At 66.3% G+C, this 26,216-nt stretch carries 21 protein-coding genes; 9 read left to right on the top strand and 12 right to left on the bottom strand.

Going from position 1 to position 26,216, the window contains the following annotated elements; all coding sequences use genetic code 11:
• Positions 1 to 26: 26 nt before the first annotated feature.
• From ACMGG8_RS17040 to ACMGG8_RS17015, 6 genes are all read left to right on the top strand, one after another.
• Positions 27 to 1,160 (top strand): branched-chain amino acid ABC transporter substrate-binding protein, encoded by a 1,134-nt coding sequence (locus ACMGG8_RS17040; protein WP_060839821.1) that lies wholly within the window; start codon positions 27 to 29, stop codon positions 1,158 to 1,160.
• 604 nt (positions 1,161 to 1,764) lie between these two features.
• Positions 1,765 to 2,310, top strand: coding sequence for a phage tail protein (locus ACMGG8_RS17035; RefSeq protein WP_108545521.1), 546 nt, complete (start codon positions 1,765 to 1,767; stop codon positions 2,308 to 2,310).
• Between the two features lie 35 nt (positions 2,311 to 2,345).
• Positions 2,346 to 2,921, top strand: a complete 576-nt coding sequence (locus tag ACMGG8_RS17030) for a phage tail protein (RefSeq protein WP_060843918.1) — start codon at positions 2,346 to 2,348, stop codon at positions 2,919 to 2,921.
• Between the two features lie 30 nt (positions 2,922 to 2,951).
• On the top strand, positions 2,952 to 3,503 hold the full coding sequence (locus ACMGG8_RS17025; protein ID WP_060839824.1) for a phage tail protein: 552 nt from the start codon (positions 2,952 to 2,954) through the stop codon (positions 3,501 to 3,503).
• Complete coding sequence (locus ACMGG8_RS17020; RefSeq protein WP_060843919.1) at positions 3,500 to 4,036, top strand: GNAT family N-acetyltransferase; 537 nt, start codon at positions 3,500 to 3,502, stop codon at positions 4,034 to 4,036. The genes ACMGG8_RS17025 and ACMGG8_RS17020 overlap by 4 nt, the downstream gene beginning before the upstream one ends.
• Before the next feature lie 117 nt (positions 4,037 to 4,153).
• Entirely contained in the window at positions 4,154 to 8,332 is a 4,179-nt protein-coding gene (locus tag ACMGG8_RS17015; protein ID WP_414157974.1) for a putative Ig domain-containing protein, read from the top strand.
• A gap of 182 nt (positions 8,333 to 8,514) precedes the next feature.
• Here the strand turns inward: ACMGG8_RS17015 and ACMGG8_RS17010 are convergent, their stop codons facing one another.
• The 7 genes from ACMGG8_RS17010 to ACMGG8_RS16980 form a co-directional block, all read right to left on the bottom strand.
• Positions 8,515 to 9,915, bottom strand: a complete 1,401-nt coding sequence (locus ACMGG8_RS17010) for an aspartate aminotransferase family protein (protein ID WP_414157973.1) — start codon at positions 9,913 to 9,915, stop codon at positions 8,515 to 8,517.
• A gap of 2 nt (positions 9,916 to 9,917) precedes the next feature.
• Positions 9,918 to 11,366, bottom strand: a complete 1,449-nt coding sequence (locus tag ACMGG8_RS17005) for an APC family permease (RefSeq protein ID WP_414157972.1) — start codon at positions 11,364 to 11,366, stop codon at positions 9,918 to 9,920.
• Positions 11,367 to 11,455: 89 nt separating this feature from the next.
• Complete coding sequence (locus ACMGG8_RS17000) at positions 11,456 to 12,946, bottom strand: aldehyde dehydrogenase (protein ID WP_060839829.1); 1,491 nt, start codon at positions 12,944 to 12,946, stop codon at positions 11,456 to 11,458.
• Positions 12,947 to 13,350: 404 nt separating this feature from the next.
• The gene (gene argE / locus ACMGG8_RS16995) at positions 13,351 to 14,520 is read right to left on the bottom strand and encodes an acetylornithine deacetylase (RefSeq protein ID WP_060843923.1); all 1,170 of its coding nucleotides are present in this window, start codon (positions 14,518 to 14,520) and stop codon (positions 13,351 to 13,353) included.
• A complete protein-coding gene (locus ACMGG8_RS16990; RefSeq protein WP_414157971.1) occupies positions 14,513 to 15,190 on the bottom strand; it encodes a DUF1028 domain-containing protein in 678 nt (225 codons plus the stop codon). The genes argE and ACMGG8_RS16990 overlap by 8 nt, the downstream gene beginning before the upstream one ends.
• Positions 15,191 to 15,257: 67 nt before the next feature.
• The gene (locus tag ACMGG8_RS16985; protein WP_011061806.1) at positions 15,258 to 15,668 is read right to left on the bottom strand and encodes a RidA family protein; all 411 of its coding nucleotides are present in this window, start codon (positions 15,666 to 15,668) and stop codon (positions 15,258 to 15,260) included.
• A complete protein-coding gene (locus ACMGG8_RS16980; RefSeq protein ID WP_108545527.1) occupies positions 15,668 to 16,972 on the bottom strand; it encodes a flavin-containing monooxygenase in 1,305 nt (434 codons plus the stop codon). Before ACMGG8_RS16980 ends, ACMGG8_RS16985 begins: the two co-directional genes overlap by 1 nt.
• A 352-nt stretch (positions 16,973 to 17,324) precedes the next feature.
• Here ACMGG8_RS16980 and ACMGG8_RS16975 point away from each other — a divergent pair, with 352 nt between their 5' ends.
• From ACMGG8_RS16975 to ACMGG8_RS16965, 3 genes are all read left to right on the top strand, one after another.
• Positions 17,325 to 18,422: a carboxynorspermidine decarboxylase gene (locus tag ACMGG8_RS16975; protein ID WP_060843925.1), complete on the top strand. Its 1,098-nt coding sequence runs from the start codon at positions 17,325 to 17,327 to the stop codon at positions 18,420 to 18,422.
• Positions 18,423 to 18,451: 29 nt separating this feature from the next.
• Positions 18,452 to 19,696, top strand: coding sequence for a saccharopine dehydrogenase family protein (locus ACMGG8_RS16970; protein WP_414157970.1), 1,245 nt, complete (start codon positions 18,452 to 18,454; stop codon positions 19,694 to 19,696).
• Positions 19,697 to 19,906: 210 nt separating this feature from the next.
• Positions 19,907 to 21,646, top strand: a complete 1,740-nt coding sequence (locus tag ACMGG8_RS16965) for a dipeptidase (RefSeq protein WP_060839835.1) — start codon at positions 19,907 to 19,909, stop codon at positions 21,644 to 21,646.
• Between the two features lie 83 nt (positions 21,647 to 21,729).
• Here the strand turns inward: ACMGG8_RS16965 and ACMGG8_RS16960 are convergent, their stop codons facing one another.
• The 5 genes from ACMGG8_RS16960 to ACMGG8_RS16940 form a co-directional block, all read right to left on the bottom strand.
• A complete protein-coding gene (locus ACMGG8_RS16960; RefSeq protein ID WP_414157969.1) occupies positions 21,730 to 22,695 on the bottom strand; it encodes a fatty acid desaturase family protein in 966 nt (321 codons plus the stop codon).
• Positions 22,682 to 23,305, bottom strand: a complete 624-nt coding sequence (locus tag ACMGG8_RS16955) for a phosphatase PAP2 family protein (RefSeq protein ID WP_414157968.1) — start codon at positions 23,303 to 23,305, stop codon at positions 22,682 to 22,684. Before ACMGG8_RS16955 ends, ACMGG8_RS16960 begins: the two co-directional genes overlap by 14 nt.
• Positions 23,306 to 23,368: 63 nt before the next feature.
• On the bottom strand, positions 23,369 to 24,460 hold the full coding sequence (locus ACMGG8_RS16950) for a hypothetical protein (protein WP_060843929.1): 1,092 nt from the start codon (positions 24,458 to 24,460) through the stop codon (positions 23,369 to 23,371).
• Entirely contained in the window at positions 24,457 to 25,188 is a 732-nt protein-coding gene (locus ACMGG8_RS16945) for a hypothetical protein (protein ID WP_414157967.1), read from the bottom strand. The genes ACMGG8_RS16950 and ACMGG8_RS16945 overlap by 4 nt, the downstream gene beginning before the upstream one ends.
• Positions 25,185 to 26,195: a hypothetical protein gene (locus ACMGG8_RS16940; RefSeq protein ID WP_414157966.1), complete on the bottom strand. Its 1,011-nt coding sequence runs from the start codon at positions 26,193 to 26,195 to the stop codon at positions 25,185 to 25,187. The genes ACMGG8_RS16945 and ACMGG8_RS16940 overlap by 4 nt, the downstream gene beginning before the upstream one ends.
• Positions 26,196 to 26,216: the final 21 nt, after the last annotated feature.

Below are 26,216 nucleotides of genomic sequence, written 5' to 3'. Positions count from 1 at the left end.
CGTTACCCACAGGAGTGGAACAACCCATGAGTCGTATCAATAACAAAGCCACCCAACTGCTCAGCGCCATGATCCTGGCCGGCCTGGCCTGTCATTCCCTGGCCGCCGACAGCATCCGGATCGGCATCGCCGGGGCCAAGACCGGCCCGGTGGCGCAATACGGTGACATGCAGTTCAGCGGCGCGCGCATGGCCATCGAGCAGATCAACGCCAAGGGCGGCGTCGACGGCAAGCAACTGGTGGCCGTGGAATACGACGATGCCTGCGATCCCAAGCAAGCCGTGGCCGTGGCCAACAAGGTGGTCAATGACGGCGTCAAGTTCGTGGTCGGGCACCTGTGCTCCAGCTCCACCCAGCCAGCGTCGGACATCTACGAAGACGAAGGCATCGTGATGGTTACCCCGGCCGCCACCAGCCCCGAGCTGACCGCCCGGGGCTACAAGATGGTGTTCCGCACCATCGGCCTGGACAACGCCCAGGGCCCGGCCGCGGCGCGCTACATCGCCCAGCTCAAGCCGAGCAATGTCGCGGTGCTGCACGACAAGCAGCAATACGGCGAAGGCATCGCCAGCTCGGTCAAGGACATCCTGGGCAAGGAAGGCATCAAGGTGGCGATGTTCGAAGGCATCAACGTCGGCGAGCGCGACTACTCATCGATCCTGGCCAAGCTCAAGCAGGCCAATGTCGATTTCGTCTACTTCGGCGGCTACCACCCGGAAATGGGCCTGCTGCTGCGCCAGGCCAAGGAAAAGGGCCTGACCGCACGCTTCATGGGACCTGAAGGCGTGGGCAACGACTCGATCTCGCAGATCGCCAAGGACGCCTCCGAAGGCATGCTGGTGACCCTGCCCAAGTCCTTCGACCAGGACCCGGCCAACAAGGCCCTGGTGGAAGCCTTCGAAGCCAAGAAGGAAAACCCCAGCGGTCCGTTCGTGCTGCCGTCCTACTCGGCCGTGGAAGTGATTGCCGGGGGCATCGCCGCGGCCAAGAGCGAAGACCCGGAAAAAGTCGCCGAGGCGATCCACAAGGGCACCTTCAAGACCCCGACCGGCGATCTGAGCTTCGACGAAAAAGGCGACCTCAAGGACTTCAAGTTCGTGGTCTATGAATGGCACTACGGCAAGCCCAAGAGCGTAGCGGCAGAAAGCGCCGGGCTGTAATCCGGTAACGGCGCGCCGCTCCTCCCCGGGGAGCGGCGTCCCGCCGGCGTCAAAAAAAACACAACAACTTCAAATAAAACATGGCCTTAGAGCAAAAAGACTTTACCGCAACTCCCACCCGCCAAAAGAATAACCTACTTAGCAACTTGGGAATAACCACCCCAATACAGTAACTAAGACATGTTACCGCCACACTTAAAGCCCGCTGTAAACCCGCCAGAACCCAGACTGAAAAACCCATACTTTAGGCGTAGATCGTTAGCACGCTTAGTTCCTTGACAATGAACTTACAAGTCCGACAAACCGAACTCCCAAGCCTATCCCCCCAAGCTGAACAATCAGCCCCACCCCCGCCCCTGCTGGACAAAACGCCCTAGAGCGGGCGCCAACCAGTAACACTCAGAAAGACTTCCTTCTTGAGATCTCTTAGCCAGAGCGTCAACTACCTGCTAATAGACACCCCCTCTGTTAATTGCCAGCAAACAACTTGAAATAACATTTGCACACTAAATTCACTTTTGTTTATTGTGCGCCTACGCACTTGCTAGTCTATTAGTGAGAGACGGATTCCTGGCGTCAGAAACTTGTTCAAGGAGAAAAGAACATGGATCCCTTTATCGGAGAAATTCGCTTGTTCCCCTGGGGTTGGGCACCCCAGGGTTGGCTGCCTTGCGAGGGCCAGGTTCTACCCATCAATAGCAATGTCGCGCTGGCTTCCCTGCTGGGCAAAACCTATGGCGGTGACGGCACCACGACATTCGGCATACCGGATCTGCGTGGCCGGGTCGCCCTGGGACAAAACTACAAAGTCTCCACCGTCGATCCGATCATGGATGTGCACGCGCTGGGCACCAAAGGCGGTAGCGAAACCGTGACGATGCCGCAAAGCTCGGTGGCCCAGCATAACCATGCCACGCATGTCTCCAACGACCCGGGCAATGATGGTCCGTACGGCAACATTCCCGCTGTCAGCTCGAACTCCAAGGGGGTCGCGGCTAAACCGACCTACACCGCGGCAACCGGCACCCTGACCAGCCTCAACAGTGCCACCATCACCACAACCCAGGGCGCGGCCATGCCCAACATCCAGCCCTCCATCGTCGGCTACTTCTGCATCGCAACGACGGGTGTCTACCCGCCGCGCCAGTAACGGCCGTCCACAGACCCTCAAGTAAGGAAACTGACATGTCTGAAGCCTTTGTCGGAGAGATCCGCATGTTTGCCGGTAACTACGCGCCGGAAAATTGGGCGTTTTGTGACGGTTCGTTGCTGCCGATCAGCAGCTTTGAGGCCCTGTATTCATTGCTCGGCACTCTGTACGGCGGCAACGGCAGCACCAACTTCGGCCTGCCGGACTACCGGGGTCGCCTGCCGGTTGGCCAGGGCACCGGGACGGGCCTGACCCCCAGGGCGCTGAGCCAGAAATTCGGCGTGGAAACGGTGACCATGAGGCCGGAAAACACCGCGCCCCACACCCATGGCTTCATGGTGAGCGGCCAGGATGCCACGTCGCCGGCCCCCTCCCCCGCCGCGACGCCCAACAGCATGACCTTTGGCAAATTCGCGGGCGCGGGGATCATCACCGGGCTGTACAGCGCAGGCACCGGAACATCCGCCGCCGTCCCGATGAACCCGCAGTTTCTCGACCCGGCACTGGGCACGCCCACTGGCGCCGTGGCCCCCCATAGCAACCTGATGGGCTCATTGGCGATCAACTACATCATTTGCCTGCTCGGCCTCTATCCGACCCGAAACCAGTGACCCTCTCTACTCAATCTGGAATGACCGATCATGGATGCGTTTACCGGTGAAATCAGACTGTTCCCCTACAACTTCGTCCCGCAAAACTGGGCGTATTGCGATGGATCGACCATCACGGTCCAGCAGAATCCTGCGCTCTATTCGGTGATTGGCACCCTGTATGGCGGTACCCCCGGCCAGAACTTCAAGCTGCCCAATCTCAACGGGCGCGTGGCCATGGGTGCCGGGCTGGCGCCCGGGCTGACCGACAGGCCCGTTGGCACGGCCCTCGGAGCCGACCGGATAACCATGGGGCCCAGCAATTTTGCCCCCCATACCCATTCGGTGATGGTCAAGGACGGCAGCGAATCGGGTGCCGCTCTGGATATCCCCAACAACACCGCCTTCCTGGCGCAGCCGCGCAACATACGCCTGTACAACAACACCGCACCAACGACGACAACCCAGACACTGGCGGCCACCACGGTGGGCATCGCCGGTACTGGCGCAACGTCGACGGCCTTGCGTAACACCATGCAACCCTTCCAGACGCTGGCCTACTGCATCTGCCTGGATGGCGAGTACCCGATCAGAGCCTCATGACCCACATCAGCCCTCCCCATCTGCCGGCGGGCAACGTGGCCGTACTGCGCAAGCAGGACGGCCACGACCTGGGATTTCTCCAGGCGCTGTACGCCTCACGCCGCTGGGCCGAAGTCAGCGCAGTGCCGGGCTGGAACGATGTCCAGCGCCGGGCTTTCCTGCACGCCCAGGCCGAACTGCAGCGCCAGCATTATGAAAAGCACTTTCCCGCCGCGGATTTTCTGATCGTCGAGCAGGCCGGTAGCCCGATCGGGCGCCTGTGCGTGCATTACGCGGCCGACGATGTGCGCATAGTCGATATTGCTCTGCTGCCGGACTGGCATGGCCGGGGCATCGGCACCGAGTTGCTGCGCAGGGTACTGGCCAAGGCCGACGCCCAGGGCCAGACCTGCAGCCTGAGCGTCGAACAGGGTAGCCGTGCCCGCCGGCTGTATGAGCGGCTGGGCTTTCGCGCCGGCGCCGACACCGGCCTGTACACCCAGATGCAGCGTCCCGCGCGGCTAGACGCCCGGGAGGCCGTCGACAGTCCCTGACCATCGTTTATGACCAGCCCCCAAGGGGCCGGCTGTAGCCGTGCTGTAACCGCTGGACCTTTATCAACACTTACGCTGGATACGACCCTCAAACCGGTCGCAAGGCAGGAAGCCCTCATGAGAACACCACTGACCACGCTAGGTACCTGGCTGACACGTCCGCTGACTTCACTGTTCCTGCTCCTGGTCATGTTGACCCTGAGCAGCCAGGCAATGGCCGCCGCTCCCGTGATCACCAACCCGGCTACGGGCAGTACCTTGCCCAGCGTGGCAGTGGGCCAGTCCATGAGCATCGTCATCAACTCCGTCGGTGGCGCGCAACCACTGGACAAATGGGTAGAGTGCGACGCCAATGACCCGGACTACGACGGCGTGACTCCCTGCCTGCCGCCGGGCCTGATCCTCGATCCGTCACCGGGCAGCTCGAACACCATACTCCACGGCACGCCCACCACCGCCGGCACCTACACATTCAGCATCACCCTCAATGACGGCCTGAATCAGGGCGGCGTCGCCACCTATACCCTGGTGGTCACCAGCTCCGCGACCCCGACCCTGACCGCCGTCACCCCGAACAACGGCAGCACCGCAGGCGCCACCTCCGTCACCCTCACCGGCACCAACCTGACCGGTGCCACGGCGGTGAGCTTTGGCGGGACATCCGCCACCGGTTACATCGTCAACAATGCCACCACCATCACCGCCACCACCCCGGCCCACGCCGCAGGTGCGGTTAACGTGGTAGTCACCACCCCAGGGGGCACCGCGACCCTGACCAACGGCTATACCTACAACGTTCCGCCCCCCACCGTCGGCCCGGTCAGCGCCACAGTGGCCGCCAACAGCAGCGCCAACCCGGTCACCCTGAGCCTGAGCGGCGGCGCGGCCAGCAGCGTGGCCGTGGCCACTGCCGCCAGTCATGGCACCGCCACCGCCAGCGGCACCAGCATTACCTACACCCCAACCGCCGGTTACTCCGGCAGCGACAGCTTCACCTACACCGCCACCAACGCCAGCGGCACCTCCAGCCCGGCCACGGTGACCATCACCGTCAGTGCACCCACCCTGGCGATAACGCCGACGACACTGCCCGACGGCATTCAGGGCACGGCCTACAACCAGACCGTGACCGCCACCGGCGGCACCACGCCCTACACCTATGCAATCAGCGCCGGCAGCCTGCCTGCCGGCCTGAGCCTGAACACCAGCAGTGGCGTGATCAGCGGTACGCCGACTGTCAGTGGCACCTTCAACCTGACCGTCACCGCCACCGACGCCAACAGCGCCACCGGCTCCCGCGCCTACACCTTGCAGATCAACGGCCTGCCACCGGTGGCCAATGCCGTCAGCGCCACCGTGGCCGCCAACAGCAGCGCCAACCCGATCACCCTGAACATCACCGGCGGCGCCGCCAGCAGCGTGGCCATCGCCACAGCCGCCAGCCATGGCACCGCCACCGCCAGCGGCACCAGCATCACCTACACCCCAACCGCCGGTTATTCCGGCAGTGACAGCTTCACCTACACCGCCACCAACGCCAGCGGCACCTCCAGCCCGGCCACCGTGACCATCACTGTCAGTGCGCCGAGCATTACCCTGAGCCCCGGCTCCCTGAGCAACGGCAGCGTCGGCACGGCCTACAACCAGACCGTCACGGCCACTGGCGGCACCGCGCCCTACACCTACGCCATCACCTCCGGCAGCCTGCCGGCCGGCCTGATCCTCAACACCACCACCGGCGCCATCAGCGGCACCCCCATGGCCGACGGCACCCTCAACCTGACCATCACCGCCACCGACGCCAACAGCGCCACCGGCTCCCAGGCCTTCTCGATCACTATCGGCGTGCAGGCGCCGGTGGCCAATGCCGTCAGCGCCACCGTGGCCGCCAACAGCAGCGCCAACCCGATCACCCTGAACATCACCGGTGGCGCCGCCAGCAGCGTGGCCATTGCCACTGCCGCCAGCCATGGCACCGCCACCGCCAGCGGCACCAGCATCACCTACACCCCAACCGCCGGTTATTCCGGCAGTGACAGCTTCACCTACACCGCCACCAACGCCAGCGGCACCTCCAGCCCGGCCACCGTGACCATTACCGTCAGTGCGCCGAGCATTACCCTGAGCCCCGGCTCCCTGAGCAACGGCAGCGTCGGCACGGCCTACAGCCAGACCGTCACTGCCACTGGCGGCACCGCGCCCTACACCTACGCCATCACCTCCGGCAGCCTGCCGGCCGGCCTGATCCTCAACACCGCCACCGGCGCCATCAGTGGCACCCCCATGGCCAGCGGCACCCTCAACCTGACCATCACCGCCACCGACGCCAACAGCGCCACCGGCTCCCAGGCCTTCTCGATCACCATCGGCGTCCAGGCGCCGGTGGCCAATGCCGTCAGCGCCACCGTGGCCGCCAACAGCAGCGCCAACCCGATCACCCTGAACATCACCGGCGGCGCCGCCAGCAGCGTGGCCGTGGCCACTGCGGCCAGCCATGGCACCGCCACCGCCAGCGGCACCAGCATCACCTACACCCCAACCGCCGGTTATTCCGGCAGCGACAGCTTCACCTACACCGCCACCAACGCCGGCGGCACCTCCAGCCCGGCCACGGTGACCCTCACGGTCAGCGCGCCCAGCCTGGTACTGACTCCGGCGTCCTTGGGGGCCGGCACCGCAGGCAGCGCCTACAGCGCCACCCTCAGCGCCACCGGCGGCACCGCGCCCTACACCTACGCCATCACCTCCGGCAGCCTGCCGGCGGGCCTGAGCCTGAACACCGCCAGCGGCCTGATCAGCGGTACGCCGACCACCAGCGGCAGCAGCAACCTGAGCATCACCGTCACCGATGCCAACGGCGCTACCGGCTCACAGACCTACACCCTGACCATCGCTGCCGTGGCGATTACCGTGCCGGCTTCCAGCCAGATCCTCGCGGCGGGCCAGTCGGCCACCGTCGACCTGACCCAGGGCGCCACCGGGGGCCCGTTCACCCAGGCCGTCCTCGGCTCGGTCACCCCGGCATCGGCCGGGCGGGCGATGATGATCGGCCGCTTCTCGATGCGCTTCGTGCCTTCGGCGGCCTTCGCCGGCACCGCCGTGGTCAGCTTCAGCCTGCAGAACGGCAGCGGCGCCAGCGCCGCGAGCACCGTCAGCTTCATGATCCAGGAGCGTCCGGACCCGACCAAGGACGCCGAGGTCATCGGCCTGCTCAACGCCCAGACCCGCGCCGCCGAGCGTTTTGCCAGCACTCAGATGGACAACTTCAACCGGCGCCTGGAGCAACTGCACCAGATCAGTTGCGAGCGCAATTCGTTCAACGCCAGCTTGCGCAAGGAAGGCCGCGACGTACCGCTGGGCGAAATCGCCAAAGCCGTCCAGGACCAGCTGGGAGGCACCGCCAACCAGACCGAGCAGGAAAAACGCGAAGCCGCGGCCGCCCTGCAGGACAACTGCAAACAGGACGCCCTGGCGTTCTGGAGCGACGGCTTCGTCAACGTCGGCTCGACCCACACCCGGGGCGCGCGGGACAACAGCTTCACCACCCTGGGCCTGAGCGTCGGTGTCGACTATCGCCTGTCGCCCAGCGCCATTGCCGGGGTCGGTATCGGCTACGGCAACGACCGCAGCGACATCGGCAAGAACCACACCCGCAGCGATGGGGACGCCATCGGCATCGCCACCTACCTGAGCCTGAACCTGGCCCCGCAGGTATTTGTCGACGGCCTTTTGGGCTACAACCGCATCAGCTTCGACTCGCGCCGCTACATCACCGGCAGCAACGACGACTACGCCCGCGGCTCGCGGGATGCCGATCAGTTGTTCGCCTCCCTGACCGCCAGCTATGAGTATCGCCAGGGCCCGCTGTCGCTGACGCCCTACAGTCGCCTGAACGCCAGCACCACGCGCCTGGATGCCTACCGTGAAAGTGGCGGCGGCATTTACGGCCTGTCCTACGACGAACAGCGCCAGCAGAACTTCACCTCCTACCTCGGTGTACGTTCGGGCTACGACCTGATGACCCGGATCGGTGTGGTCACGCCCAAGGTCGGCCTGGCCTGGGGCCACAACTTCAGCAGCAGCAGCGACTACAAGATGCGCTACACCGACCAGGGTGACGAAGGCACGCTGTACCGGCTCAAGCCCGACGCCCTGGACAGCGATTTCGCCAGCCTGGACATGGGCGTCGACTTCAACCTCGGGCGTGCCTGGCAACTGGGCGTCTCGTACAAGACCGCCCTGGGCTCGGACGAACGCAACGACACCTTCCGCCTGGGTTTGAATGGCAAGTTTTGAACGGTAAGTTCTGAACCGCCGGTTGTGCACCCTGGCCACAGATTAGTGGCCCGGGACCGGGCCCTACAGCAGGAAATGGCTCCCCCCGAACCGAGCCGAAAAAACACACCCCGCCAGAGTCGGACTCTGGCGGGGTGTGGTGTTTCAGCGGCGCCGACAAGCAGTCGATCCAGCGCCGGCCCTCAGGCCGTCGGCAACTGCCCGTTCTCGATCTCCCGGGCCGTGCGTTCCACCGCGCGCCGGGTCTTGTCGATCAGTTCGTCGATATCGCCGCGGGTCGCCACCAGCGCCGGGGCCATGATCATCCGCCCCAGGGTCGAGCGGATGATCACCCCCTCTTCGAAGCCCAGGGTGCGGCAGCGCCAGGCGATGTCGTTCTCGTTGGCAAAGCGCTTGCGGCTGGCCTTGTCCTCGGCGAACTGCAAGGCCGCCACCAGCCCGCAGCCCTGGACCTCGCCGATCAGCGGGTGGTTGCCGAACACTTCCCGCAGGCACTGCTGCAGGTAGGGGCCGGTGTCCTGCTTGACCCGGGTCACCACGCCTTCATCGCGCAGGGCCTTGAGGTTGGCGATGGCCACGGCGGCGGCCACCGGGTGCCCGGAATAGGTCAGGCCGTGGGCGAACACCCCGCCCTGCTCCACCAGCACCTGGGCGATGCGCTTGCTCAGCACCAAGCCGCCCATGGGGATGTAGCCGGAGGTCAGGCCCTTGGCGATGGACAGGGTGTCGGGCTCGAAGCCGAAGTGCTGATGGGCGAACCACTCGCCGGTGCGGCCGAAACCGCCGATCACTTCGTCGGCGCACAGCAGCACGTCGTACTGGCGGCAGATGCGCTGGATTTCCGGCCAGTAGCTGTCTGGCGGGAAGATCATGCCGCCGGCGCCCTGGAACGGTTCGGCGATGAAACCGGCGACGTTCTCGGCCCCAAGTTCTAGGATCTTCTCTTCCAGCTGGCGGGCGCAGCGCAGGCCGAACTCGGCGGGCGTCAGGTTGCCTTCGTGGGCGAACCAGTAAGGCTCGTCGATGTGCGCCACATCCGGAATCAGCCCGCCCATGTCGTGCATGAATTTCATCCCGCCCAGGGCGGTGGCGGCCAGGGTCGAGCCGTGGTAGCCGTTCCAGCGGCCGATCATCACCTTCTTCTGCGGCTGGCCGAGGATCTGCCAGTAGCGGCGCACGCTGCGAATCAGCACCTCGTTGGCCTCGGAGCCGGAGTTGGTGTAGATGGCGTGGCTGTAGTGCCCGGGCAACAGGCTGAACAGCAGCTCGGAGAGCTCCACCACCGCCGGGTGGGTGGTGTGGAAGAACATGTTGTAGTACGGCAACTGCTCCAGCTGGGCGCTGGCGGCGGCCGCCAGGTCCTGGCGACCGTAGCCCAGGTTGGTGCACCACAGCCCGGACATGCCGTCCAGGTAGCGCTGGCCGTCGTTGTCCCACAGGTGCAGGCCCTGGCCGCGGACGATCACCCGCGGGCCTTCGGCGTTCAGCGCCTTCTGGTCGAGGAAGGCATGGATATGGTGGGCGGCATCCAGGGCCTGGTAGTCCTGGGTACTGCGTTGGGCGGTTGGGTTTTCAGCACTCATGGTCATTCTCCTGCACGACAAGTGGATTCAAGGGAAGGCGTGGCGACGGGACTCGGCCCCGTGGGCAGCAGCGGTTCGGGAACAAACAGTGGCTTGCGCATCACCCACTTGATCCAGACCGCGGCGATCAGCGAGATCACCCCCAGCACGACGCCGGCGCTGCCGAAGATCCGCGCGGTCATCTCCGGGGACGGCGACACGTGATAGATCGCAAACAGCATGCCGACGATGCCCAGCACCTGGGGCCAGGGGTAGAACGGCGAACGGAACGGCCGTGGCGCGTCGGGGTAGCGCCGGCGCAGGGCGATCACGTCGATGTGTACGATGATGTAGGCCAAGAGCCAGGCCAGGGCCGCGGCCAACAGCAGCAGGCTGATGGAGTCCGGGTCCTGGCCCAGGATCAGGATCGGCAGCCCCGTGAGCGCGGCGACGAACAGCACTGCCACCCAGGGTGTGCGGCTGCGCGGGCTGAGACGTTTGAACTGGGGGAAGGCCTGGCCGTTCTGGGCCATGCCGTAGAGCATCCGTGGCAGCGCCGCCAGGGACGAGTTGACCGTGCTGCAGGTGGCGGTGATCACCGCGCCCACCAGGAACAGCTTGCCGGCCTCGCCGAACACCGTGGTGGCGAACAGGAAATGCGGCAGCGGATGGCTCGCCAGTTGCTCCCGGGGAATGCACAGCAAGGCGCCGAGGCAATACAGGGTGATCACCAGGAAGATGATGCTCAGGCCGATGATCATCGAGCGCGGGACATTGCGTTCCGGGCGGCGGGTTTCCTCCACCAGCGGGCAGACGAACTCGGCCCCGACAAACCCCCAGATGGCCATCGCCGCCAAGGCCAGCGCGCCGATCTCCATGGGGTTCCAGCCCTGGTCCAGCGGCCGTTGCAAGTCGGCCTGGGGGCTGCCGATGGCGCCCAGGCCCAGGGTCAGGAGAATCACCACCATCACCACCGCGAGCACCGTCTGCAGCCGGGCGAAGACATCGATGCCCAGCAGGTTGAGCGCGGTGAAAGTACCGAGCACGCCATAGGCCACCAGCATCGGCGGCAGCACCCCGGGGTAGACCTTGCCGATGATCAGGTCCAGGAGCAGCAGCTCGGCGGACAGGGCGAACATCGCCACCACCATGTAGCCGGAGAAGGTCGCGAGGATCGCCGGAAAGTGCCCGATGGCCACTTCGGTGTAGCTGCTCAGGCTACCGGCCCGGGGCACCATCAGCGCCAGTTCGGAGAACGACAAGGCATAGGTCAGCGCCAGCAGGTAGGCCAGCAGCAGTGGGATGAAGAAGCCCAGCCCGGCCATCCCCGCGCCTTGCAGCATCAACACCATGACCCCCTGGGACACCACCAGGCCAACGGCCACCGACACCAGCGAACCCAGGCCCAGGACCCGGCGCAAGCCGCCGTTGCTGGTGGGGCTCAAGGCCGCCGGGGAGAGATTTGCAGTCATCGCACGCACTCCTTTCTTATTGTTGTGGGCCTGCCGCGGCAGCGGCAGGTGCAGCGGCGCCCGGGTGGCGCCGCCTGGGCTCCGTAGCGCTAGCGCAGTTGGAACCAGGTGGTCTTCAGTTGGCTGTACTTGTCGAAGGCATGCAGCGACAGGTCGCGACCGAATCCCGATTGCCGGCCGCCGCCAAAGGGCACGGTGACGTCCAGGGCATCCACGGTGTTCACCGACACCGTGCCGGCCCGCAACTGCCGGGCCACCCGGTGGGCGCGGTTGAGGTCGTCCGTCCACAGCGAGGCGGCCAGGCCGTAGACGCTGTCATTGGCCAGGGCAATGGCCTGCTCCTCGTCATCGAAGGGGATTACCGCCAGCACCGGGCCGAACACCTCCTCCCGGGCGATGCTCATCTGCGGCTTCACCCCGGTGAGGAGGGTCGGCTCGATGTAGTTGTCGCTGCCGTCGATGTGCAGCTGGCGGCCGCCACAGGCCAACTGCGCGCCCTGCTCCCGGGCGCCCTCGATATAGGCCATGACCCGGGCGGTCTGGCGCGCGTCGACCATGGCCCCGGCGCGGCTGGCCGGGTCCAGCGGGTTGCCCGGGCGCCAGTCCCGGGCCTTGGCCTTGAGGCGCTCGACGAACTCGTCATGAATGCTGCGCTGCACCAGCAGCCGCGAGTTGGCCGAGCACACCTCGCCCTGGTTGAAGAAGATGCCGAAGGCGCTCTTCTCGGCGGCCAGCTCCAGGTCCTGGCAGTCGGCGAACACCAGGTTCGGGCTCTTGCCGCCGCATTCGAGCCAGACCTGCTTGAGGTTCGATTGCGCCGAATACTGCATGAAGCACTTGCCCACCTCGGTGGAGCCGGTGAACACCAGGCAATCCACATCCGGGTGCAGGCCCAGGGCACGACCGGCATCGCTGCCCAGGCCCGGCACCACGTTGAACACCCCTTCCGGCACGCCGGCCTCCAGGGCCAGCTCGGCCAGGCGCAGGGCCGAGAACGGCGACTGTTCGGCAGGCTTGAGCACCACCGAGTTGCCCACCGCCAGGGCCGGGGCCAGCTTCCAGGCGGCCATGTCCAGGGGGAAGTTCCAGGGCACCACCGCGCCGATCACCCCCAGGGCTTCGCGACGAATGCTGGCATGGCTGTTGTGGCCGCCGGGGGCCAGTTGATCGTAGAGCTTGTCGACGCTCTCGGCGTACCAGGCGAAGACGTGGGCCGCACCGGGCACGTCGATGTTCCAGGCGTCCATCACCGGCTTGCCCATGTTCAGGGAGTCCAGCAGCGCCAGCTCCTCACGGTGGGCGAGCATCAGCTCGGCCAGGCGCAGCAGGACCTTCTTGCGCTCCAGCGGGGCCATGCGCGCCCAGGGCCCCTGGTCGAAGGCCCGACGCGCGGCGGCCACCGCCAGGTCCACATCGGCCGCGCCGCAGGCACTGACCCGGGCCAGTACCCCAAGGGTGGCCGGGTTGACCGCATCGAAGGTGGCGCCGGACTGGGCGGCCATTCGCTGGCCGCCGATCAGCGCCTGATCAATGAATGTCTGTTGGGCAGCCCGCTGCTGCCAGTCACCGAGTTCGAACACGCTGCACTCCCTCGTCGGCCGTTGCGACGGCCTGTTGGTTATTGGGTCCTGAGGGATGGTGCGTCAGCGCGAGCCAGAGGAAAAATACTAAAAATATGCTCCAGCACCATGAAAAAGCTCTGTAGCCAGACGGCTTGGCGCCCCCACGCAAAACGCCGCCACCCAAAGCCCCAGGTAACGGCGAAAGCCCACAAACCTGTGGCGAGGGAGCTTGCTCCCGCTGGAAGGCGCAGCCTTCCCAAGGCCTGAATCCGCGGCCTGTCAGGTGGATTGCAGATTCAGGCTTTGCGGCCGCTGCGCGCCCGAGCGGGAGCAAGCTCCCTCGCCACAAGAAGCCTTGTCTCCCCTATTCCTACGCCGTCCCCGCGCCGCAGCGCGTCGTTGGCCGACGTGCAGGAACCGCATCAGGTTCGGGCGGGGTGCTCCAGCCAGTCGCCCAGGCGCTGCAACAGGGCGTCGCAGGCGTGCAACTGTGCAAGGCTGATGAACTCGTCCGGCTTGTGGCCCTGGTCCATGCTGCCCGGACCGCAGACCACCGTAGGGATGCCCGCCTCATGGAACAGCCCGCCCTCGGTGCCGAAGGCCACGGTGGTGAACTCCCGCGAGCCGCTGAGCAGTGCCAGCAGTTCGGCGGCCTGGCTGTCGGCGGCGGTGGCCAGCCCCGGGTAGGCGCTCAAGGGGTGCAGGTCGATCCCGGTGTCGGCCCGTACCGCCTGCATCTGCGGCACCAGCTCGGTGTCGGCATAGTCTTGCAACTGGGCCACCACGGCCTGGGCGTCATGGCCCGGCAGGGTGCGCACCTCGAAATCGAACTGACACTCGGCCGGCACGATGTTCAGCGCGCGGCCGCCCTGGATGGTGCCGGTCTGCACCGTGGAATACGGCGGATCGAAACGCGGGTCGTGGTGCTCGGGTTGCGCCAGCCGGCTGCCGATGTCTCCCAGCTTGCCGATCAGCCGCGCCGCGTACTCGATGGCATTGACCCCGTAAGGCGCATAGGCCGAATGGCAGGCCGCGCCCCGCACCTGACAGCGCATCGCCAGCTTGCCCTTGTGCCCGAGCACCGGGCGCAGCTCGGTAGGCTCGCCGATCAGGCACAGCAGCGGCGGATGTGGCCGCTGTCGCAAACGTTCGAGCATCGGTCGCACGCCCAGGCAGCCCACCTCCTCATCGTAGGAAAACGCCAGGTGCAACGGCAGCCGCAGGCGGCGCCGGGTAAAGCCCGGCACCGCCGCCAGCACCGAGGCGATAAAGCCTTTCATGTCGGCGGTGCCACGGCCGTACAGCCGCCCTTGGCGCTCACTCAAGACAAACGGCTCGACGCTCCAGGCCTGACCGTCCACCGGCACCACGTCGGTGTGCCCGGACAGTACCACTCCGCCGCGATCGCTGGGGCCGATGCTGGCAAACAGGTTGGCCTTGGTCCGCTGCGGGTTGTAGATCAGCTCGCTGTCCACCCCGTGGCGCGCCAGGTAGTCGCGGATAAAGCCGATCAATTCCAGGTTGGAATCGCGGCTGACCGTGGCAAAGCCCACCAGCCGCGCCAACAGCTCGCGGCTCGACTGCTCATTCATTGCCCGGCACTCCGTAGCTGGGGGCCGCCGTGGGGTCCAGGGCCCGGGTCAGGTAGTCCTGCATCTGCGGCCGGTAGGCCTGCCACAGGCCGTCGAGCTGGCCGATGGGGTCGGCATCGGCCCAGTCCACCCGCAGGTCGACGATGGGCCAGGTCAGGTCGTCCACCACGCTCAGCGCCGCTGAATGCACCGGGCCCGCCTCGCCACCGGCGGCCATGGCCGCGTGCATCGCCGCCAGCAGGCGCTCGGCCAGAATCCCCGGCGTCTGTTCGAACGCCTGGACCATGGCCTGGATGACCCCGGCGTCCGCCAGCAGGTTGCCGGCGGCCACGCACTGCTCGCCGGCCAGCGCGTGGTGGATGCCCAACGCCTGCTGGCCACTGAACAGCGCCGTGCGGCCCTGGTTGTCGATCACCGTCACCTGGCGGTACTGGCTCCAGCCGTTGCGACCCAGGGCCTGCTTCAGGGCGGTGCCGGGGTCGAGCTTGCGCTGTTCCAGCAGGTCGAGAATCTGCGGCCCCAGGGCCGGCAGGGTGACGTTCTGGGTGGCCACCGCGCCCACTCCGGCCCGCACCCAGGGGCAACGGGCGCCGACCGCGATGCTCGACGAACTGATGGCGATGCCCAGCTGGCCGGTTTCGGCGCAACGGCCCACGATGGAAAAAGTCATGCAAACTCCTTGGCCCGCCGGGCCTGCGTCGACGCCGGGTGCGGCGTCCGTGAAAACAGCGTCGGGCTCACTCGGGAATGACCGCGATCACGTCGATCTCCATCAGCCACTGCGGCTGGCCGAGGGCCGAGACCACCAGCCCGGTGGAGATCGGGAACACCCCTTTGAGCCACTTGCCCACTTCCTGGTACACCGGCTCGCGGTAGCGCGGGTCGGTGAGGTAGGTGGTGGTCTTGACGATATGGGACAGGTCGCTGCCCGCCTCTTCCAGCAGTTGCTTGACGTTTTTCATCGCCTGCTCGGCCTGGGCCCGGGGATCGCCCAGGCCCACCAGGCGGCCGTCGAAATCGGTGCCGACCTGACCGCGAACGTACACCGTGTTGCCGGCGCGCACCGCCTGGCACAGGTCGTTGTCCAGGGACTGGTTGGGGTAGGTGTCCTTGGTGTTGAACATGCGGATACGGGTATGAGTCGGCATCAGAGGGCTCCCACGCTGCTGAGGTTGTGATGCGGCGCCGCGGCTGGGGCCGGGCTGCCATAGGCCTGGTATTTGCGCTGGGTGGCGATGTGATCGGCGATGTGCTTGGCGTCGTGCCACACCCCCCAGATGAACGACGAGCCACGGCGCGACAGCCAGGGCAGGCCGAGGAAATACACCCCGGGCTCGCGGGACACGCCACGCTGGTGCAGGGGCTTGCCCTGTTCGCTGAAGGTGTCGACCTGCAGCCAGGAAAAATCCACGGCGTAGCCGGTGGCCCAGATGATCGAGTTGATGCCGGCCTGTTGCAGGTCCAGTTCGAGGATCGGCTGCCTGACGCAGTCCGGGTCCGGCAGGCGCCGGCGCGCCTCGGGCTCCAGCGGCAGGTCGAGGCCGTTGCGCTCGACATAGGCATCGGCGGCGTCCAGCAGCGCCAGGTAGTTCTCGTCGCCCCGGGCCAGGTTGTCCAGCAGGTCCGCCTGGAAGGTCACGTGCTCGCCGGCAAAGGCCCGGGTCAGCCCGACCAGGGTGATGCCCTGGTGGGCCAGGGCGCGAAAGTCGATGGTCTGGCCGCCGCGAGCGCCGCTGACGGCGATGGTCACGTGTTCGCGCCCGGGCTTGGCGATCTCCGCATCCCACTCCCCCAGCACCCCGAGCCACCAGCAGAAATCCCGGTTGCGATAGGAACGCGGCGGACGGTCATGGGCGCCCACCGACAGATACACCCGGCGCCCCGCCCGCTGCAGTTCATCGGCGATCTGCACCCCGGACGAGCCTGCGCCCACCACCAGCACCGCGCCCTCGGGCAACTGCTGCGGATTGCGGTACTCGGCGGAGTGGATCTGCGTCAGGCGGCCATTGGCGGGGGCAATCGGCGGGATCACCGGACGCTGGAACGGACCGGTGGCGGCCACCACGCGCTGGGCCTGGATCACCCCATCGGACGTCTCGACGGTGAAGCCCGGACGACCGACATTGCGCTGCACCTTGCGCACCTCGACCCCGGTACGGATCGGCGCGTTGAAGGTACGGGCATAGGCTTCGAAGTAGTCCGCCACCTGCTCCTTGGCGGCAAAGGCATCGTCCGGCAGGGCGAAGGGCATCCCGGGAAAGCGGTCATGCCAGGCCGGCCCGTTGGCCACCAGGGAATCCCAGCGTGCGCTGCGCCAGGCTTCGGCGATGCGGCTGCGTTCCAGCACCAGGTGGGGCACGCCGAGCTTGCTCAGGTGCTCGCTCATGGCCACGCCGGCCTGACCCGCGCCGACCACCAGGGTGTCCACTTGCATTTGTTGTTCTACGGTCATGTCTGTGTCCTTCTGCGAGACGATTGGCACCGGCCGGAAGGCCTGGCACACGCGGTTCGGAACCCGGGATAAGTCGGATGCGACAGATGGTGCGACAGACGCCCGCGAAGGAAAATTATTAAAAATGTGCTCCCTGGATAAGAAAAAGCGAGGCAGCACGGGGCCTGCACCCGTCCCTGAGCCGGCTCGGGGCAAGGCCCACAGGCACACTCGGCAGCGGCCCGAGCGATCAGACTGATCACCAGGGCCTTTCAGATGATTACCCGGCGAAAATGCATTTCCGTGCTTTCGATCTGCAGGCACTGAAGGCACAATGCGTACCTTTTTGGCTGGCCCTGCCGGAGACCCTGAAATGATCAAGACGCCGTACTACCTCATCGACAAGCAGAAGCTTTTGAGCAACATGCAGAAGATCGCCTATGTGCGCGAGCAGTCCGGCGCCAAGGCCCTGCTGGCCCTCAAGTGCTTCGCCACCTGGTCGGTGTTCGACCTGATGCAGCAGTACATGGACGGCACCACCTCCTCGTCGCTGTACGAGCTCAAGCTCGGCCGGCAGAAGTTCGCTGGCGAAACCCACGCCTACAGCGTGGCCTGGGCCGACGACGAGATCGAAGAGATGCTCGCCAACTGCGACAAGATCATCTTCAACTCCATCAGCCAGCTGCAGCGCTTTGCCGACGCCAGCGCGGGCAAGGTCCGCGGTCTGCGGGTCAACCCCCAGGTGAGCAGCTCGGACTACCTGCTGGCCGACCCGGCCCGGCCTTTCAGCCGCCTGGGCGAATGGGACCCGGCGAAGATCGAAGGCGTGATCGAGCAGATCTCCGGCTTCATGTTCCATAACAACTGCGAGAACGGCGACTTCGGCCTGTTCGACCAGATGCTGAGCACCATCGAGGAGCGCTTCGGCCACCTGCTGCACAAGGTCGAGTGGGTCAGCCTCGGCGGCGGCATCCACTTCACCGGCGAGGACTACGCCCTGGACGCCTTCTGCGCGCGGCTCAAGGCCTTCTCCGAGCAGTACGGCGTGCAGGTCTACCTGGAGCCGGGCGAAGCGGCGATCACCCAGAGCGCATCCCTGGAAGTGACCGTGCTCGACACCCTGTACAACGGCAAGCACCTGGCCGTGGTGGACAGCTCCATCGAAGCCCACATGCTCGACCTGCTGATCTATCGCCTGAACGCCAAGCTGGCCCCCAGCAGCGGCGAACACAGCTACATGATTTGTGGCAAGTCTTGCCTGGCCGGAGACATCTTTGGCGAGTATCAATTCGAACGTCCGCTGGCCATCGGCGATCGCCTGTCGTTCGTCGACGCGGCGGGCTACACCATGGTCAAGAAAAACTGGTTCAACGGCCTGAAAATGCCATCCATCGTTGTGAAACAACTCGATGGCAGCATCGACGTGGTTCGCGAGTTTGGTTTCGAAGACTACCTGTCCAGCCTTTCCTGAGCGGACAGACACGAGGAGAAGTAAATAAATTGAAGAAGAATGTTCTTATCATTGGTGCAGGAGGTGTCGCCAAGGTGGTGGCCCACAAGTGCGCGCAGCACAACGACGAACTCGGTCGTATTGCCATCGCGTCGCGCAACATCTCCAAATGCCAGGCCATCATCGACAGCGTCAAGGCCAAGGGCAGCCTCAAACAGCCCGCTGAAATAAAAGCCTATGCGCTCAACGCGCTGGACATCGAAGCGACCAAGGCGCTGATCCGCGAGACCGAATCGCAGATCGTCATCAACGTCGGTTCCGCCTTCCTCAACATGTCGGTGCTGCGTGCCTGCATCGATACCGGCGTGGCCTACCTGGACACCGCGATCCACGAAGAGCCGGGCAAGATCTGCGAAACGCCGCCCTGGTACGGCAACTACGAGTGGAAGCACCTCGAGGAGTGCCGGGAGAAGAACATCACCGCCATTCTCGGCGTGGGCTTCGATCCGGGCGTGGTCAACGCCTATGCCGCCCTGGCCAAGCAACAGCATTTCGACCGCATTGATTCCATCGACATTCTCGACGTCAATGCCGGGTCCCATGGCAAATATTTCGCCACCAATTTCGACCCGGAAATCAATTTCCGCGAATTCACCGGACAGGTGTGGAGCTGGCAGGACAGCCAGTGGACCAGCAACACCATGTTCGAAGTCAAGCGCACCGACGACCTGCCGGTGGTCGGCTCGCAGAACCTGTACCTGACCGGCCACGACGAAGTGCACTCGCTGTCGAAGAACCTCGACGTGCCCAACGTGCGCTTCTGGATGAGCTTCGGCGAGCACTACATCAACGTGTTCACCGTGCTGCGCAACCTCGGCCTGCTCTCCGAGCAGCCGGTCAAGACCGCCGAAGGCCTGGAAGTGGTGCCGCTCAAGGTGGTCAAGGCGGTGCTGCCTGATCCGGCCTCCCTGGCCCCGGGCTACACCGGCAAGACCTGCATCGGCGACCTGGTCAAGGGCACCAAGGACGGACAGCCGCGCGAAGTCTTCATCTACAACGTGGCTGACCACGAAGAAGCCTACGCCGAGACCGACAGCCAGGGCATTTCCTACACCGCCGGCGTGCCGCCCGTGGCGGCCGCCCTGCTGGTGGCCCGTGGCCAATGGGACGTGCAGCGCATGGTCAACGTCGAGGAGCTGGCCGCCGAGCCGTTCCTCAAGGCGCTGGACGTGATGGGCCTGCCGACCCGGATCAAGGACGAGCATGGCGATCGTCCTTGGGACGCCGCCCTCTGATCTAGCTCCAGCCACAGCGGGCGCCGGCAACGGCGCCCTCTGTTGCAGCCCTTTCGCCATTGTCGATGGTGCGTCGCTTTTGCCGTTCTGTGCGACAGATCGCACTGGCGGGGCTCCCGCCCTCCTCCTTCGTAGTGTTAGCTTGAGCAGGTTTCTGTCTGATCGCTCAGACATTTCCTAATCACTCCCTGCAAAGGAATGCCCTCCGTAATGGATTTCTCTCTCAAGCACCTGGCTGCGGCCACCCTGATGCTCGCCAGCCTGTCCGCGTTCACCAGCAGCGCCCAAGCCAACATCACCCCGCAGCAAAGCGCGGCCATCCTCAAGACCTTCAGTGACGCCCCGGCCGGCGACTTCCGCCAGTTCCTCGGCGCCCTGGCCAAGAGCGAAACGGGCAAGAGCGCCAACCTGGGTCCGGCCATTGCCGCCTTCCTCGACAAAAAAGCCCTGAGCGCCGAACAGCAGAACGAAATCCATCGCCTGCTGGGTCTCTACGCCCGGATCAAGTACGGCAAGGCCGCCACCGAAACCCTGCGCGAACTGGTGGCCATCCCCACCTTCAACGTCGACGGCGTACCGCAGTACAAGAACCCCGAGTTCCTCAAGATCGCCGAGAAGATCCAGGGGCTGGCCAAGGCCTTCAACCTGAACTTTCGCAACATCGACAACCGGGTCTACGAGATCTCCCTGGAGGGCGCCGGCCAGGAAGTGGTCGGCATCCACGCCCACGCCGACGTGGTGCCGGTGACCCCGGAAAACTGGGTACTCGAAGACGGCACCCGCCTCGACCCGTTCAAGGTCACCCTGATCGGCGACCGCATGTACGGTCGCGGCACCGAGGATGACAAGAACGGCATCGTCGTCGCGCTCTACGCGATGAAGATCATCAAGGAAGAGCAACTGCCCCTGGCGCGCCACTTCAAGCTGCTGGTGGACACCACCGAGGAAACCAGCGGCGACGCCATTCCCTACTACTTCGAGCACAACCCGACGCCCAACTACAACCTGGCCCTGGACGGCGGCTACCCGGTGGTGATCGCCGAGAAAGGCTACGGCACGGTGATGGCGACCTTTGCCCGGCGCGCCGCCACAGGCCAGGGCGCCGAGATCACCCACCTCACCGGTGGCCTGGCGACCAACCAGATCCCGTCCACCTCGGTGGCCACCCTGAAGAGCGACAACCCGGCGCAACTGGCTGCCAGCCTGCAGCAGGCCGGGGCCGAGTACGCCAAGGCCCATGGCGGCAACTTCCAGGTCGCGGCCAAGGTGGCGGGCGCGGACGTGCAACTGACCGTCACCGGCGTCTCGGCCCACTCCTCCGAGCCCGAGTCCGGGGTCAACCCGGTGGCGCGGATGCTGGATTTCATCAACAGCCTGGACGGCAAGGTGGCCTTCAAGCACAACGCCTTCACCGACGCCGCCCGCTACCTCGCCGACAACTGGGGCCTGGACTACCTGGGCAAGCAGCTGGGCATCGGTTTTTCCGACGACTTCATGGGCCCGCTGACCACCTCGCCGACCCTGGTCAGCGTGGATGAGCAGAACCTCAAGCTGGCGGTCAACCTGCGGGTGCCCAAGGGCAAGACCCCGGAGGTGCTGAAGGGCGAAATCAGCGACAAGCTGGCGGCCTGGAGCAAGAAGAGCGGCGTGGCCGTGACCATCGACACCAAGATCGCCGAACCGATGTACCGCAACCCCGAGGGTGAATGGGTCAAGGCGCTGCTGGCGGTGGCCAGCGAGAACCTGGGCATGGCGCACACGTTCGGCACCTCCGCCGGCGCCACCTCGGTGCATGAACTGCCCAACGGCGTGCAGTTCGGCCTGGCGCGGCCCGAAGTCAAGTACACCGGCCACACCGACAACGAGTTCAAGACCCGGGAGCAGTTCCTGCTGGACCTGCAGATCGTCACCGAAATGATGGGCCGCATCGGCCAGTTGCCCAAGCTCTGAGTGCCCCGGCGCGCCCGCTCGCGAGGACGGGCGCGCCACCTCCCTCCCCCCGTCCCCGCACGCCGCCAGGCTCGGCCCAGGCTTCAGTCTGCCGACGACTTCCAGGACGGATCGCTGACATCGCGCAGCACCCCGATGTAGCCCCGGTAGAGATTGCCTGCCGGCAGCAGCTGCCGTGCGGCCAATTGCCGATGCAGACGCTGCAGGTGGTAGAACGGCACGCGCACATAGAGGTGATGCTCGATGTGGTAGTGGATGGCGTGGGGGCCGAAGAGGAAGGTCTGCCAGTTTGGCCGCACGATGCTGCGGGCGTTCTGGCTCTGGTCGGCATGGGCCGGCAGGCCGGCGTGCTCCATGATCGCCCGCACCCGCCCCATCAGCGGCAACAGGGTCATCGCCGGCAGCAGCCACAAGCCGAGATAGAGCCAGGGGTGCCCGCTCCAGGCCAGCAGGCCGAACAGCAGGCCGTTGCCCAGCAAGATGGAAAGGAACTCCGAAAACCGCAGCCTCGCCGACTTGTCGACCCTGGGCATGACCGCGCGGTAGTCGCCCCGGGCAAATCGGCAGGCACTGATGACGTACCCCACCCCCAGCAGATCCGCCAGCAAGCGCCTGGCCAGCTTGCCCCGCGGCAGCGGGTAATCCCCCATGCCGAATACCGCCATCACCGGATCGTCATGTTGCATCGGCTGGCGGTGATGCTTCAGGTGGCCGGCACGGTAGGTCGCCAAGGACAGAAACAGCGGGCCGGCCGCCAACCACTGCCCCACGGCATCATTGCGCGCCTGCCCGCGCAACAGCAGGCCGTGGGCACTCTCATGCATGAGCACCGCCAGGGCCAGTTGGCTGCGGGCGATGAGCAGCGCCGCCAGGAGGTAGGTCAGCGGGTGCGGCCAGAGCGCGGCGGCGCTGAATGCGGCAGCGATCAGGCCCCAGTCCGCCAGCAGGGCCAGCACGGCGATCCGCGGCTTGAGCACCAACAGCTCGGCCTCGGGGACAAAGGCACGCAGCAGGCGGTTGTCGCCGGCACGGGGTTCAGGCTGGGACACGGCGGTGTTTTCCTTGTCGTTGGGTGGCCAGGGTACAGACCAGGGCCAGGAGCATGCCCCCCGCCACATCGATCAGCGTGTGCTGCTTGAGGGTCAGGGTCGACAGGCAGATCAGCAGTCCGCTGGTGGCGCTCAGCCATGGGTAGGGGCGGTCCCAGAGCGCCCGGCAGGCCAGGCAGGTCACCGCCACATGCAGACTGGGAAAGCCGTTGCAGGCCCGGTCCAGTTGCCACATGCGGCTCAGCCGCTGTTGCAGGAAGGCACTGTCCAGGGCGCCGATCTCCGGCCGGGGCAGATCTTCCGGAAACAGCCAGAAGCACAGCAGCGCGACGCCGAAGGCCAGGCCGGTGGCGTTGCGCAGCGCGCGAAAGCGCTCCGGGCTGGCGTAGGCCGCCGCCAGCAGGACAAAGGGAAAGAACAGCACATACAGGAACCAGGACTCGGCCACGAACGGGATCCACTGATCCCACGGCGTGACCCAGCTGTAGCGGGGCCTGACCAGGCGCTGCAGGCCGATGAACAGCGCCAGCCCCAGCAGCAGGGCGCACGCCGCCGCCAGGGCCTGCCCGGGGCGGGCGGCCAGGATCAGGCGGCGCAAGGGGCTGGCCATTGCAACTGGCAGGCCGACTGGCGGGACGGTTGCGGGGGGCCATGGCGCTTCAAGGCGGCGTCCTCACAAGCCGAGCAAACGGCTGACCCAGGCATCGGTCCGCGCCCGGGCACGCTGGTTGCCCGCCGCCACGTCGGGCGCCGGCGCCGCCGCGCTCAACTGCTGCGCCGCTTGCGCCACCTGCCGGCGAAAATCGGCGGCGTCGCCGCGCCAGGTCACCACCCGGTGCAGCACCTGCAGCTGGGCGGCGCGAGCGGCATTGCTGGTCTGTTCGGGCTGGTCGCTGAGGACCAGGATGATCGGCCGCTGATAGACCCGGGCAATGGCCAGCGCGGCCATGCCGGGGGCCGACACCATCAGCCGGGCCCGGGCCGCACGACTGGCCCAGTGCGGATCGACCCCGAGCCAGCCATCGTGCCCGGCATACCCCTCGCCCACCCGATGCCCGTGCAGACCGGCATCCCCCAGCCCGGCGCTCAAGGCGTCGGCCAGCCCGAGCTCGCAAAAATGCGGATTGAGGTACACCGCCGCGTCCGCCCCGAGCGCGTCCGGCAAGGCCTCGGCCAGGGCCACCGGCGTCGGCAGGCGATACAGCGCCGGGGCCTGGGCATCATCGACGTCATAGGCAAAATCATGCTCGATACGCGCCCGCGCCGCATCGATCTGGCGGCCGACGATCCAGCCGAACAGGCGCCCGAACTGCCGCGGCCACAAGCCCTCGAAGTTGTTCAGCAGCGCCCGCTTGAGGCTGGCGCCGTAGACATGCACCACCTTGCGCCGCCACCCCGGCAGCATGCCCATGTACAGCAACGCCGGGTGGAAGGAATCGTTGATCACCAGGTCGACGCCGCGCCAGCGGCGCCTCAAGTGCAAGATGTCCCGCAGCATGCGTCCGGGACGGAACAGGTAATGGGCGACATTGCGGTTGGTGGCCTGGCGTTGCATGTTCTGTTCGCGGTCGAACTGCACCGCGTAGTGCAGCGAAAGGATCTGCGCCTGGATGCCGAAGCGCTGCAGAAATGCCTGCCCCGGCGCCGAGGTGGTCAGCACCTCGACCTGGGCCCCGGCCGCACGCAGGGCATGCACCAGCAACTGCGCGCGCATCAGGTGGCCGCGGGCGTCGGCGGTGGCCAGGTAGAGAATTCGCCCACTCATCGGCGGCGGCCCACGCCACCCAGTACCCAGCCGGCGCCCAGCATGGCCAGGGCCCCGCTGACGCCGAAGCTGGCATCCACGGCGCGTATCTCCCTGAGCAAGGCCGCCAGCCGGTGCGCTTCCCCGGGCGCCACGATACGCCGCAGGGTGTTCTGGCACAGGCGCACGTGGGCTTGCTCGTCGGCCAGCACCCGCGCCAACAGCGGATACAGGCGATGCCCGGGGTCCAGCACGGCGCAGTGGCGGCGCAACACCCGCTCGGCCATCTGCTCGGCGCAGAGCCCGGTGGCATAGGCCGGCACCAGCAGGCCATGCTCGAAATACCCGGCATAGCGATGGGCCAGCCGCTGCCAGCGCAGGATCTTGCGCCGGCTCAGCCAGTCCGGTTCCAGGCGCTGGGCGCCTTGGTCGCCCAGCGCCCCCAGGGCCTCGGCGAACAGGGTCACATGACGCTGCTCATCGGCCAGATGCTGCTGCACCTGGCGTTCGAGCCAGGGCGGCGACTGCGGCAGCAGCTCGTCCAGCAGCGCCCGCTCGGTGGCGTCTTCGCCGGCCAGGTACATGCGCAACAACAGGCGCTCGCCCCTTTGGCTCAGGTGCAGGCGCCGCAGCGCGGCGCGCTTGATGCGGTCCACCAGGCGCGCCTGCAGCGCCCCCAGGCCCCGGACCCGGGGCTGGTTCAGGCAGCTGAAATCGGCCGCGCCCACCCGCCCTTGCTCCGCGCTCATTGCCCGGGCTGCGCCGCGGTGACGCTCGCCTGCTGGCTGTGGTGCCAGGCCAGGATCAGGCCGATGAAGCTGTCGCGCATAAAGGCCGTACCGCTGGCAGCGGCACCGGGAAAGGCTTGCTCCTGGCCGTTGTAGCGCAGGTAGCCCTGGCCGTTGACCGCGCCCAGTTGCAGATTGTCGTGCTTGTTCAGGCCGCGCCGGCGCACCTCCTGGAGCAACGGGCTGTCCTCAAGGCCGAACACGAACAGCTGGCGCTGCACCACCCACCGCGGAATCTGCCCACTGAGGGCCCGCAGGTCGAGGTTCCAGGTGCCCTGCTCCAGCACCTGCTGCAGGGCCTGGGTGTCCGCCTGCCTGGCGTCGAAGCTGGCGCGCATCAGCGACTTGGACACCCGGCCAATGCCCAGGCCGATGGTGATGTCGTCGGCCGCCGGGTTCTGCGCGTCACTGGGGCGCACCACCACCAAATAGCTGGCCACCCGCGCGGCGATCGACGGCTGGGCCAGTACCTTGCGCGCCTGCTCGGCGCTCAGCAGCAGGCGCTCGCCGGCCCCCTCGCGGACACTGATGCGGTAGGGATCAAGAGCGATGTCGCGAAACGCGCCGCGCACCGGGGCATGCACATAGGTGTCGGTCTTCCACTTGGGACCGGAGCGGCGCAACAGCACCTGCAGGCTCAGGGGCACGCGCTGGCCATCACCGGCGATGCCGCTGCCGTGCAGCAGGATGTCGCCGATCACGGTCTTGTCGTCATGATCGCCGGCAGCCTCGATCACGATGGATCGGGCTTGCCGGTCGACGCTGGCACGGGCGTCGGCCACGTCCAGGGCCACCCGGTTGCACTCGATGTCGCTGGAGACAGGCGTGGCACAGCCACTGTCCGAGGCGAAGTGATACACCCCGCGACCGGTGAACTCGCTGGGCGCGGCCTGGGCCTGGGCTGCCAGGGCCAGCACCGCCAGGCACAGCAGGGAACGGCCGAATGAGGCAAGTGAAGGTTTGTGCATGGAAGTTTCCTCTAGGCACGC

This window comes from Pseudomonas sp. BNK-45 (assembly GCF_047456255.1).
GTDB lineage: Bacteria > Pseudomonadota > Gammaproteobacteria > Pseudomonadales > Pseudomonadaceae > Aquipseudomonas.
This window is presented reverse-complemented; position numbering and strand designations above follow the sequence as displayed.

Bases quoted from the DNA above. Each gene is read 5' to 3' on its own strand.
- ACMGG8_RS17040 (WP_060839821.1), top strand. From the start codon at position 27: ATGAGTCGTATCAATAACAAAGCCACCCAACTGCTCAGCGCCATGATC.
- ACMGG8_RS17035 (WP_108545521.1), top strand. From the start codon at position 1,765: ATGGATCCCTTTATCGGAGAAATTCGCTTGTTCCCCTGGGGTTGGGCA.
- ACMGG8_RS17030 (WP_060843918.1), top strand. From the start codon at position 2,346: ATGTCTGAAGCCTTTGTCGGAGAGATCCGCATGTTTGCCGGTAACTAC.
- ACMGG8_RS17025 (WP_060839824.1), top strand. From the start codon at position 2,952: ATGGATGCGTTTACCGGTGAAATCAGACTGTTCCCCTACAACTTCGTC.
- ACMGG8_RS17020 (WP_060843919.1), top strand. From the start codon at position 3,500: ATGACCCACATCAGCCCTCCCCATCTGCCGGCGGGCAACGTGGCCGTA.
- ACMGG8_RS17015 (WP_414157974.1), top strand. From the start codon at position 4,154: ATGAGAACACCACTGACCACGCTAGGTACCTGGCTGACACGTCCGCTG.
- ACMGG8_RS17010 (WP_414157973.1), bottom strand. From the start codon at position 9,915: ATGAGTGCTGAAAACCCAACCGCCCAACGCAGTACCCAGGACTACCAG.
- ACMGG8_RS17005 (WP_414157972.1), bottom strand. From the start codon at position 11,366: ATGACTGCAAATCTCTCCCCGGCGGCCTTGAGCCCCACCAGCAACGGC.
- argE (WP_060843923.1), bottom strand. From the start codon at position 14,520: ATGAATGAGCAGTCGAGCCGCGAGCTGTTGGCGCGGCTGGTGGGCTTT.
- ACMGG8_RS16990 (WP_414157971.1), bottom strand. From the start codon at position 15,190: ATGACTTTTTCCATCGTGGGCCGTTGCGCCGAAACCGGCCAGCTGGGC.
- ACMGG8_RS16985 (WP_011061806.1), bottom strand. From the start codon at position 15,668: ATGCCGACTCATACCCGTATCCGCATGTTCAACACCAAGGACACCTAC.
- ACMGG8_RS16980 (WP_108545527.1), bottom strand. From the start codon at position 16,972: ATGACCGTAGAACAACAAATGCAAGTGGACACCCTGGTGGTCGGCGCG.
- ACMGG8_RS16975 (WP_060843925.1), top strand. From the start codon at position 17,325: ATGATCAAGACGCCGTACTACCTCATCGACAAGCAGAAGCTTTTGAGC.
- ACMGG8_RS16965 (WP_060839835.1), top strand. From the start codon at position 19,907: ATGGATTTCTCTCTCAAGCACCTGGCTGCGGCCACCCTGATGCTCGCC.
- ACMGG8_RS16955 (WP_414157968.1), bottom strand. From the start codon at position 23,305: ATGGCCAGCCCCTTGCGCCGCCTGATCCTGGCCGCCCGCCCCGGGCAG.
- ACMGG8_RS16950 (WP_060843929.1), bottom strand. From the start codon at position 24,460: ATGAGTGGGCGAATTCTCTACCTGGCCACCGCCGACGCCCGCGGCCAC.
- ACMGG8_RS16945 (WP_414157967.1), bottom strand. From the start codon at position 25,188: ATGAGCGCGGAGCAAGGGCGGGTGGGCGCGGCCGATTTCAGCTGCCTG.
- ACMGG8_RS16940 (WP_414157966.1), bottom strand. From the start codon at position 26,195: ATGCACAAACCTTCACTTGCCTCATTCGGCCGTTCCCTGCTGTGCCTG.